Source organism: Dehalococcoidia bacterium (genome assembly GCA_030648205.1).
Classification (GTDB): Bacteria; Chloroflexota; Dehalococcoidia; order JAUSIH01; family JAUSIH01; genus JAUSIH01.
In genome coordinates, this window is the sequence record JAUSIH010000052.1 from 1 (window position 1) to 9,548 (window position 9,548).

The 9,548-nt window shown below is 63.4% G+C and carries 13 protein-coding genes and 1 pseudogene; 3 read left to right on the top strand and 11 right to left on the bottom strand.

Features of this window, described 5'->3' with window-relative positions:
• Together Q7T26_07010 and Q7T26_07015 are read left to right on the top strand one after the other, a co-directional pair.
• Nucleotides 1-152: pseudogene (locus Q7T26_07010) on the top strand (excalibur calcium-binding domain-containing protein).
• A 174-nt stretch (nucleotides 153-326) separates the two neighbouring features.
• On the top strand, nucleotides 327-554 hold the full coding sequence (locus Q7T26_07015; GenBank protein MDO8531902.1) for a hypothetical protein: 228 nt from the start codon (nucleotides 327-329) through the stop codon (nucleotides 552-554).
• A gap of 709 nt (nucleotides 555-1,263) precedes the next feature.
• On the opposite strand, the gene Q7T26_07020 is transcribed toward Q7T26_07015, so the two are convergent.
• The 6 genes from Q7T26_07020 to Q7T26_07045 form a co-directional block, all read right to left on the bottom strand.
• Nucleotides 1,264-1,488, bottom strand: coding sequence for a DUF2283 domain-containing protein (locus tag Q7T26_07020; protein ID MDO8531903.1), 225 nt, complete (start codon nucleotides 1,486-1,488; stop codon nucleotides 1,264-1,266).
• Nucleotides 1,489-1,577: 89 nt separating this feature from the next.
• Entirely contained in the window at nucleotides 1,578-1,832 is a 255-nt protein-coding gene (locus Q7T26_07025; protein MDO8531904.1) for a type II toxin-antitoxin system RelE/ParE family toxin, read from the bottom strand.
• On the bottom strand, nucleotides 1,825-2,058 hold the full coding sequence (locus Q7T26_07030) for a type II toxin-antitoxin system prevent-host-death family antitoxin (GenBank protein MDO8531905.1): 234 nt from the start codon (nucleotides 2,056-2,058) through the stop codon (nucleotides 1,825-1,827). Before Q7T26_07030 ends, Q7T26_07025 begins: the two co-directional genes overlap by 8 nt.
• A 145-nt stretch (nucleotides 2,059-2,203) precedes the next feature.
• Nucleotides 2,204-2,440, bottom strand: a complete 237-nt coding sequence (locus tag Q7T26_07035; protein MDO8531906.1) for a type II toxin-antitoxin system HicA family toxin — start codon at nucleotides 2,438-2,440, stop codon at nucleotides 2,204-2,206.
• Nucleotides 2,437-2,661, bottom strand: coding sequence for a type II toxin-antitoxin system HicB family antitoxin (locus Q7T26_07040; GenBank protein ID MDO8531907.1), 225 nt, complete (start codon nucleotides 2,659-2,661; stop codon nucleotides 2,437-2,439). Before Q7T26_07040 ends, Q7T26_07035 begins: the two co-directional genes overlap by 4 nt.
• Before the next feature lie 217 nt (nucleotides 2,662-2,878).
• A complete protein-coding gene (locus Q7T26_07045) occupies nucleotides 2,879-3,811 on the bottom strand; it encodes an SDR family oxidoreductase (protein ID MDO8531908.1) in 933 nt (310 codons plus the stop codon).
• Between the two features lie 224 nt (nucleotides 3,812-4,035).
• Here Q7T26_07045 and Q7T26_07050 point away from each other — a divergent pair, with 224 nt between their 5' ends.
• Nucleotides 4,036-4,617 (top strand): GNAT family N-acetyltransferase, encoded by a 582-nt coding sequence (locus Q7T26_07050; GenBank protein ID MDO8531909.1) that lies wholly within the window; start codon nucleotides 4,036-4,038, stop codon nucleotides 4,615-4,617.
• 340 nt (nucleotides 4,618-4,957) lie between these two features.
• Here Q7T26_07050 and Q7T26_07055 read toward each other — a convergent pair whose 3' ends face one another.
• The 5 genes from Q7T26_07055 to rplI form a co-directional block, all read right to left on the bottom strand.
• Complete coding sequence (locus tag Q7T26_07055) at nucleotides 4,958-5,281, bottom strand: HIT domain-containing protein (protein MDO8531910.1); 324 nt, start codon at nucleotides 5,279-5,281, stop codon at nucleotides 4,958-4,960.
• Nucleotides 5,282-5,362: 81 nt separating this feature from the next.
• Entirely contained in the window at nucleotides 5,363-6,778 is a 1,416-nt protein-coding gene (locus Q7T26_07060; GenBank protein ID MDO8531911.1) for an ATP-binding protein, read from the bottom strand.
• Nucleotides 6,699-7,409, bottom strand: a complete 711-nt coding sequence (locus tag Q7T26_07065; GenBank protein MDO8531912.1) for a DnaD domain protein — start codon at nucleotides 7,407-7,409, stop codon at nucleotides 6,699-6,701. Before Q7T26_07065 ends, Q7T26_07060 begins: the two co-directional genes overlap by 80 nt.
• Nucleotides 7,406-8,776: a replicative DNA helicase gene (gene dnaB, locus Q7T26_07070; protein MDO8531913.1), complete on the bottom strand. Its 1,371-nt coding sequence runs from the start codon at nucleotides 8,774-8,776 to the stop codon at nucleotides 7,406-7,408. Before dnaB ends, Q7T26_07065 begins: the two co-directional genes overlap by 4 nt.
• A 127-nt stretch (nucleotides 8,777-8,903) precedes the next feature.
• Entirely contained in the window at nucleotides 8,904-9,425 is a 522-nt protein-coding gene (gene rplI, locus Q7T26_07075) for a 50S ribosomal protein L9 (protein MDO8531914.1), read from the bottom strand.
• Nucleotides 9,426-9,548 lie beyond the last annotated feature (123 nt).

Below are 9,548 nucleotides of genomic sequence, written 5' to 3' on the forward strand. Positions count from 1 at the left end.
CAGCCTTCGACCCGCGAAAATACGTAAGCCAGGGGGACAAGTACAACTGCGCTGACTTCGCAAGCCAAGCCGACGCCCAGGCCGTCCTCCGCGTGGACCCGTCCGACCCGAATCGTCTCGATACAGATCGCGATGGCATCGCCTGCAAGAGCAATCCGGCGCCTCGTGATCTGATGCCGGTGGTACGGCCATAACACGGTGAGGAGAAGGTCGTGAAAAGAGGTGTAGCTAGGTTTTAGGCTGCAGGCACTTGTGCAAGGCCGGATAGACCGAACGAAAGGAGCGTGCGCCGGGGCTGGCGCGGGCGCGCAAGAGGAGGAGGTCGCGTGAAACGAGAGGTTGAGGCCGGACGCTTCCGAGTTGTAACGGACGACGGCAGGCTGTTCGTCATCGTGGAATATCAGGAGTTCATTCCCGTTGGGACCCTCACCTCACGACACGAAGAAATACCGGGCATGAAGAGGTTAGCCACCTCTACCGGCTTCCACGTCAACTTTATTGATTCCACAACGTTTGAGATCGTCGAGACTGGCGAGAGGGTTCGGAAAGTCTGAAAGGAGGAATGTGTCGTAGCGCCGATACCCGATCGGACATTCAAAAAACGAAGCTATTACATGCACCTCGTCAGCCATCGCTTCCATCGCAATCTGGTCTTTGGGCAGCAATCTCAACGTGAAATCAAGTTTGGGTTTCCGGCTGAGAGTAGTCACGACTTTGTCCTTTCCTCAAAGAGTAGAACTGGCGTTCATCACAAGTATAGCACGCGCGGAAAGGAGCGCGCGCCGGGGCCTGCGCGGGCGCGAGGTGGGCCTGGTCTCATCCTTGTGCGCCGCCAGATAGAACGTCGCACAGCTACGAAGGCCGCGAAGCCCTATCTGACGCCGGGTGGTTTACAGCCCGCATCCTCTCAAGGAGGAGATCGCGGGTTCGAATCCCGCATGCGCTACCAACTCCTCGCTTTGCTTCGACCGCTCAATAGCGGTCACCAGCTTTTTCTTCCCCGTTAAGCCCTCTAAAGGACACCACTCAAAATCTCCTTGCGCTCGGACTTAGCCATTGCGGTCTATCTTACATCAGCGCAGGCTCCTCCGCCCGCCTCTCAGTCTTGGACATCCAGGGCGCAAAAGGACACAGCCCGCTTGACTCGTTAGCGTAAGAGGACGTGCGAAAACGACTACTGGTAGGCTTGGGCGTCGCGGCTGTGGCCGTTGTTTTGCTGGGCGCGACGGCGTGGGCAGCGTGGCAGGGGTGCGCGCGGCAGGGTTACGCCGTGGCTGTCTGGGGAAGGGTGGCCTGAAGGGGAGCATCCTTCAAGGTGCTGACGCTCAGAATGGAGAAACCCAGGAGCTTTCCCCGCTTGTCCACCTTCTCCATCACGCGGTCGTCCGCCGTTTCGCGGAAGTAGCCCTCCCGCTGGTCCAGGACGACCTCCAGGTAGTCACCCTCGGGGTCGTACCAGACTTTTATCCCTTTTTGCTTGCGCTCCATAGGATACCGCCCTTCTTCGGCCTGTCTGTCAGGTAGGCCGTGACGATGAAGGCCATCTGCGACGTGGCCAGGAAGGAGACGAAGTCCACTTACCGGTACGCCTCCCGCCGATGCCTGATGCGCATCACACGCACCGCCCTCGCCTTGTCGTCGATCTCGTAGAGCACGCGGCGGTCCCCGGTCCTGATGCGCCAGTCTCTCCTGGAGCCGGAGAGCTTACGGCAGCCCGCGGGCCTGGGGTCCTGGGCCAGCGCCTTGATGGCGGCTACCACCCGCTGGAACTCCGCGGACGGTAAGCGCCGCAGGTCCCGTTCGGCCGCCCGCTCCAGGAAGACCTCATACACGCGGGGCGTACTCCGCCAGGAACTCCTCAAGCCCCCGGAACTTGAGCGGCCGCCTGCGCATCCGCTCCAGCACCTTCAGGTCCTCCGCGTCGTCAAGCCGCTCCAGCATCTCGCGGTAGTCCTGGATGTCCAGGATCACGGCGGAGGGTTCCCCGTCCTTTACCACCACCTGAAACGGCTTCCTCCGACTGCGTTCGGCCCGTACTTTGCTCGTTTCACCCTTCATACCGTGACCTCCAAGAGCTGGGCGGTGTCGTTCCCGTCTCCTTCGTCGGCCTCTCCGTTAGGTAGGCCGTGACGATGAAAGCGTCGTCCTCGCTGGCCTTTACGATGACGCGATGAAAGGGTTGTAAACAGCGCTGCTCTCAGGCTCAGCCACGAAGAAGCCTCCGAAACTCCTCCGGCGTCACGCCCATATCGTCCAGGATACCGTCCAAGGTCTTGGGCCTGAGGTCTTTCCCGGCGTGCATGGGAATCACTACCCGCGCCTTGTCTTTCTCTCTGTAATACACGGCGTGGCTCCCCTTCTGGTGGTCAAAGACAAACCCCAGCCGCTTTGCCACTGTCACCACGTCCCTGGCTTTGACCACTGGGGGCTTTGGACTCAAAAGGCGACCTCTAGGGGCTTGATCAGGATGTCCTCCAACGGCACGGTCTCGCCATGCTTCCGAAGGCTTTCAATGTAAGCCTCTATTGCCTCGCGCACGTTGGCCAGGGCCTCTTCTAGGGTATCCCCCTGCGTGTGACACCCCTTGAGGGTAGGGCAGAAGGCGTGGTAGCCCCCCTCCTCCTCTCGCTCTAGGATTACGGTATAGTGGTGTCTTTCCATGCTTGCCTCCCCGGTGAGACGCCGTGCGCGCGCGCTGCGGCGGATGGCGCGGCCACAGGCCATTTCTTATCTCCGGGGAGAGTATAGCACGCAAGCGTGCGTTGCCGCGCGCACGCTCTTGTTCTCGCGCTCAGCGCATTTGGCCTACGCGCTGCTGCCCCCAGTCACAGGTTTGTGCCGCGTCGCGGAATCACGCTGGTCCGAGCCCTCTCTGCGCCTACCCCTTCTGCGCCGGCGCGGGGTTCACCAGCGTCCCGCCGATGGTCTTGGGCATGACCTGCAGCAGCTCGTCGAGCGTGAAGATGCCGTTGTCGGCCCGCTTGTAGATGCTCTTGACCTCCTCCGGCTCGTTGTACACGGAGATGCGGCCGCCCTCCGCGTGGAAGACCTTGCCGTTCGCGTTGGCCGCCTGCTCCGTGCAGAGCCACAGGATAATAGGCGGCACGCCCTCCGGCCCGGGCATGTTCAGCATGTCGTCGAGCAGCTCCTTGCTGATGATGCCCGCCTCGTAGCGCTTGCGGAAGCCCTCGCGCACCTTGTCGGTCATCGTCATGCGCGTGGATGCGCGCGGCGCGATGGCGTTCACCGTGACGCCGTACCGTCCCATCTCGCGGGCGACGCCGTATGTGAAACTGACGATGCCTCCCTTGGCGGCGGCGTAGTTGCACTGGCCGACGGACACCCGCCAGGCGTCCGACGTAAGGTTGATGATGCGGCCGCTCTTCTGCTCGCGCATGGCGGCGCAGGCGTGGCGCGACATGTTGAACGTGCCCTTCAGGTGGACAGCGATGACCAGGTCCCAGTCCTCCTCCGTCATGTTAAAGACCATCTTCTCACGGAGAACGCCCGCGCTGTTCACCAGGATGTCCATGCTGCCCCATTCGCTGACGACGCGCTTGACCATCACCTCCGCCGCCTTGAAGTCAGCCACGGAATCATAGGCGGGGATGGCCTTGACGCCCAGCTTGTGGCACATCTCCGCGGTCTCATTCGCGGGCCGCGTGTCCTCGCTGCCCCCCTCGCGGGCGGCGCCCGGATCGACGATCATGATGTTGGCGCCCTGCTCGGCAAGCGCCAGCGCAATCGCCTGGCCGATGCCGCGTCCCGCGCCGGTGACTATGGCATTCTTCCCCGCGAGATGTTTCTGCATGTCCATTCCTTTCCGTTCGCTCCGAGAAATGTGGTAGATAACGCTCAGTCTGGCGGGGACAGTGTAGGAACGCCTCTCGCGAGTGTCAAGGGCTGACGTGTGGCCGGACGGAGCACGGTGTGGAACTTCCCTTTTCCTGGCTCGCGGGCTATGATAAGGGCGTCATCCGGCCCGATGCATCGGGGCGGAGGACGTGAGCGCAAACACGAGCACAAGGAGGCCGTATGCCACCTGTCCCGCGCCTCTCCGCCTATCCCAAAGAGATCAGCCTCCGCGATGGGTCAACGGTCACCCTGCGCCCCATGGAGCAGACGGACAACGACAAGCTGCTCAGCTTCTTCCTCAGTGTGTCCGAAGACGACCGCTACTATCTGAAGGAAGACGTGACCTCCCCGAAGGTCATCGAGCGATGGGCTAAGGAGCTGGACTACAACAGGGCGCTCCCGCTGCTCGCCTTCGCCGACGGACGCGTGGTCGCGGACGCCACGCTGGTGCGGCACAGGTCGGGCGCGCGCCGCCACATCGGCGAGGTGCGCATCCTCGTCGAGCCGGGCTACCGCAACCGGGGTCTGGGCACGCTCCTCCTGAACGAACTCGTCATGATTGCGTACCATACGGGGTTGGAGCGCCTGACAATTGAGGCTGTCGCGGAGCGGGAGGAGACGGCCATCCAGACGGCGGAGCGTGTGGGGTTCGTGCGCCTCGCCCTGCTGCCGCAGCACTGCAAGGACAGCGCGGGAAAGCCTCAGGACCTCGTCATCCTAGAGCTGCCGCTGAACAAGTGGTACGAATGGTGGCAGTTCTAAGGCACGCCCGCCCCTAGAAGCTATTCCAAAAATCGGCTTCATGGTTCGACAAAGCCTGCCATGAGCGAAGCCGAAGGGATCACCATGAACGGAAAAACCACCGCTCACCCTTCGACAAGCTCAGGGTGAGCAGGCATTTTGGAATGACTTCTAGTGTCCCGTTTCTGAAATACGCTTACGCTTTGTCATTGCGAGGACTCCGGCTTGCCGGAAGACGAAGCAATCTGGAGGAAGGGTGCGCCCCACAGCCAGATTGCCACGGCCCTCCGGAGCCTGTGGTGAGGAATTCGAGCCATCGGGCCTCGCAATGACATTGACGGCGAATTTCGAGAACACCACACTAGGCATACGGCCCCAGGTACGCGCCGCCCAGCACATGCAGGTGGCCGTGCTCCTGGCTCTGCATGGCGTCCCGCCCCAGGTTGGACAGCAGGCGAAAGCCACTAGGGCAGAACTGGCGGCCCATGTCCATCGCCACGCTCCCCACCTTCGCCATGCAGGTGCGCCACATCTCCTCCTGCGTCAAATGCTTCTTCGGAATGACCAGGAGCATCACCGGCGTCCAGCGCAGGTAGTTGTCTATGACGATGACGTCGTCGTCCTCGTAGCGGATGGTGGCCGGCGACCGCCGCGCAATGATCTCGCAAAAGACGCAATTTGCCATGCGGCGCCCTCGATTTCCCGTTTGTGCGTTGCGCGGTTTTGCCAGACGAGGACCAGATTTACGGCTGGAAGACGCGTGAAGCTACGAGCGCGGACGCCGGCCTCGTGGCGGAGGCCCTTGCTTGCGAGGCGCGTCGGACGAGGTGTCGCTGCGCCCGCCGCTGCGGTAGTCCGGGGCATCAATGGGCACCAGATTGCTGACCCGCATATCCAGCATGCGCGACGCTATCCGGCTCTCCAGCTCCTCCGGCTTCGACGACGTGGTGACGACGGTGGGCAGACGGGCGTTGTACCGGTAGTTGATGATCTGGTACAGCTTCTCCTGCGCCCACGCGGTGCTGGCGTGCTCCCCGAAGTCGTCCAGCACCAGGAGGGGCATGCTCCGCACCTGGTTGAACAGGTCGTCGTAGTTGATGCGGCTTGAGGGGTCGAACGTGCGGCGCAGGTGGTCCAGCAAGTCCGGCACGGGGATGATGGGCGTGGCTTCGCCCAGGCGTGAGCGGAAGTTGGCGATGGCCGCCGCCAGGTGCGTCTTGCCGCACCCGTGCCCTCCGGTGAACACCAGCCAGCCCTCGGGCTTCTCGGCGTAAACGCGCGCCGTGCGGAAGGCCCGCTCCAGACTCTCCTGCTCGCGTCCCGTCAGGCCCGTGCCGCGCGGATCGAACGTGTCGAACGTCCTGTCCTTCAAGAGGGGCAGGATGTCCAGGGAGCGCAAGGCGGGGGGCCGCACCCGCTCCAGGATGAACACGCGCGCCAGGCTGGGGTCCGTCAGGCGCGCGCGCAGCCTCTCGTCCACGTCGTCCAGCGCTCCCTCCACCGTGACGACGGTAGGCAGACGGGCGTTGTAGCGATAGCCCACAATCTGCCGGAGCTTCTCTCCCGCCCACGGTGTAGTCGCCTGGCCGCCCAGGTCGTCCAGCACCAGGAGGGGCGCGGTCCGCACCTGCTCAAAGAGCTGGTCATAGGACATTTCGCTGCCCGGACTGTACGTGGCGCGCAGGTGGTCCAGCAGGTCCGGCGCCGCGATGAAGAAGGCCGGGCGCCCGGCCTCCAGGCAAGCGTTGGCGACGGCCGCCGCCAGATGGCTCTTGCCGCAGCCCGGCGGGCCGGTGAATACGAGCCATCCGTCCGGACTCTGGGCGAAGGCGCGCGCGGCCTCAAGAGCAGCGCGGAAATGCTGCTGGTTCTCCGGATCGTCGCTGCGGCCGCCGGGGATGAGCGAGGCGAAGGTCATGCGCAGCAGCGGCCCCAGGTTGCTGTACTTCTGGAGCCGAGAGAGACGGTCCGTCTGCAGCATCTTCAGGCTGCACGCGCACGGGATGGCCTTCCCGAACTCAGGGTGGCTCAAAGGCACGTCCGCGCGCACCCATCCAATGCCGCCGCACAGGGGGCATTCCGGCGCCGTCGCCTCCGCGGGCTCAGCGGCCCCGTCGGGCGCGGTACTGCTCCCAGGCGCTTGTATAGCCGTCTTTTTCAGGATGTCGCCCAGGCTCTCCATGCTCCTTACCTTCGTCGCGCCACCGTTTGAGGATACCCTCTACATAACTCAGACGCCTGTGGTTATGCTCCACGGACAGCCTGATCGCCTCGGCAATCCAGTCCTCTGAGTATTCCGACTCGAATTCCTTTAACTTCTCCACGACCATTGGAGTCAAAAGTCCGAACTTTTCCTGTTCATAAAGTTGAAATATATTTGGCGTGGGCTGCGTGGGCGCTGGCTCTTGTGGAGGTAGGTTGCTATCCATCGCCCCATGATGCGCCTCCGCCGCTGCCTGGCGGCCCCCCTCATTGTTCACGGAGTACTCAGCGATAGCCTGTCCCTGCTTCCTGACATCAGCCCGCAGGAGCGTCCCGCGCGCTACCGCCCGCTCCAGACCCCGTCGCAGTCCTTCCCTCGGAGGGATGTCCGGCCCGCAGCACACCAGGCCCGCCATGAGGGCGCGGTCCGCAAGCATCTCGTCCTCGGCCACGGAGCGGGCGCTGCCAGGCTTGTGGGCCAGGAGCCACAGCACGTGCAGGGTCACCTTCAGTTCCGCTAGGTCGTCTATCTCTGGCAGGAGCGCGCTGAAGAATAGCGCGGGAATGCCCGTGTACTGCGCGCGCGCAGGGAAACCAGCGAATGGCTTCATGTCGGGGTAGTGCGCGCCGAGGCCAGGTTCTCAAACCTGGTGAGCTTTTCACGGAAATAGAGCTGGACTCTGTTCGTCGGGCCGTGCCGGTGCTTGGCGACGATAATGTCGGCGATCCCGCGAGGGTACGGCTCGTTCTGATGGCGTCCGGCCCACGCCTCCTCGGTAACGTACAGGTCCGGGCGGTAGATGAACATGACGACATCCGCGTCCTGCTCAATGCTGCCGCTCTCCCGCAGGTCCGCGAGTTGCGGCGTGTGGTCCGTCCGCGACTCCACCGCGCGGCTGAGTTGCGAGACGGCGATGACGGGTACGTCAATGTCCCGCGCCAGGGCCTTCAGCGAGCGGGATACTTCGCTCACCTCCTGCACACGGTTGTCGGTGAAAGACGACCCGCGCATCAACTGAAGGTAGTCCACGATAACGAGGCCCAACGGATGCTCCAGGTGCAGCCGACGTGCTTTGCTCCGCATCTCGGCCACGCTGAGGAGTGGGGAGTCGTCTATCCAGATGCCCAACTCCGAGAGGAAGCCCATGGCGTCTGTCACACGGTTCCGCTCTTCGTCCGTGATCCGGGCCAGGCGCAGCCGGTGCATGTCCACCCGCGCCTCGGCGGAGATGAGGCGCTGGACCACCTGCTCCTTGCCCATCTCCAGGCTGAACATAGCGACCCGGACATGATTGTGGTTGGCGGCGTTCCGCGCGATGTTCAGGGCGAGGCTCGACTTGCCCAGTCCGGGCCGCGCCGCCAGGATGACGAGGTCGGAGCGCTGGAGTCCCCCCAGCAGCCTGTCCAGGTCAATGAAGCCCGTGGGGACGGAGCGCTGCTGCTCATCCTTGGCGTCCGGCGGGACGGCGACTTCGCTCAGATACTGGTCAATGACGTCCTTGATGTGCGTGAAGTCCCGCGTGCTCTGGCCCAGCCGCAGCTTGTAGAGGATGTCCTCCGCTCTGGAGAGGGCGGAGTCCACGTCCGGGGTGTCCTGGTAGCCAATGTCAGCGATCTGCCCCGCCGCGCGAATTAACTCGCGCAGCATGGCCGTCCGGTACACAATCCGGCCATAGTGGACAACGTGAACGGATGTGGGCACCACCGCGGCCAGGTGTGCCAGGTACGTCCTGCCCCCCACTCCCTCCATGTGGCCGATGCGCTCCAGCTCGCGCGCTACCGTCACCTGGTCAATGGCCTCGCTGCGATCAGACAGAGAGAGGCAGGCCTGGTAGCACCAGTTGTTGCGCTCGTGGGCGAAGTGGGTAGGTTTGAGGAACGGGGCCACCTTGGAGATCGCTCCGCCGTCAATCAGAAGAGAACCCAGGACGGCTTCCTCGGCATCCACGTCCTGGGGTGGTATCTTTTCCGTGTACACGGGTGTCCCTTCCGGAGTCTAGCCCCGGGCTGAAAAAGAAAAAGACTATGCAAAAGACCGACAGATTGGGAAGGGGGCGGACAGCCTCAACCCCCTTGCGTCAGACCTGTGAAGCTGCTGTGACGGACTAAGAACCGGCGGGTTTGTCCTCTGTCGCCGTCTGCTCGCCGCCCGCCGACGCCCCTGCCGCCACGGTCGCCCCGCCTTCAGCCTCGACCACGACCCTGACCCTGGCCTCCACGTTCGGCATGAGCTTGATCGGCACCTCGTGCGTGCCGACGGTCCTCAGGGGTTCCGCCATCTCCAGCTTGCGCTTGTCAATGGGCCTGCCCACCAGCTCGGAGATCTTCTGCGCGACGTCGGCGTTGGTCACCGACCCGAACAGGCGTCCCCCCTCGCCGGCGCGCGCGGTGAAGGAGACGGTCAGCGCGGAGATCTGCTGCGCCAGCGCACGGTGCTCCTCCTCCGTCTTGGCGGCGCGGGCGACGGCGGTCTTCTTGATGCTCTGGACACGCCGCAACTCCGCGGGGGTAGCCATGACGGCCAGCTTGCGGGGAAGCAGGTAGTTGCGCGCGTAGCCGTTCTTGACGTTCTTCACTTCGCCCGCCTGGGCGACGCTGGGGATGTCCTCCAGGAAAATGACGTTCATTGCTTTCCTTTCATACAAAGGGGGCGAGAAGCCGTCCCGTATTATAGAACAAGTTTTCTGTTTTGCGCCACTGGTTTATTATACCCTAAAAAGGGCCACAGCCGTGGCTAGGAACCACGCCAC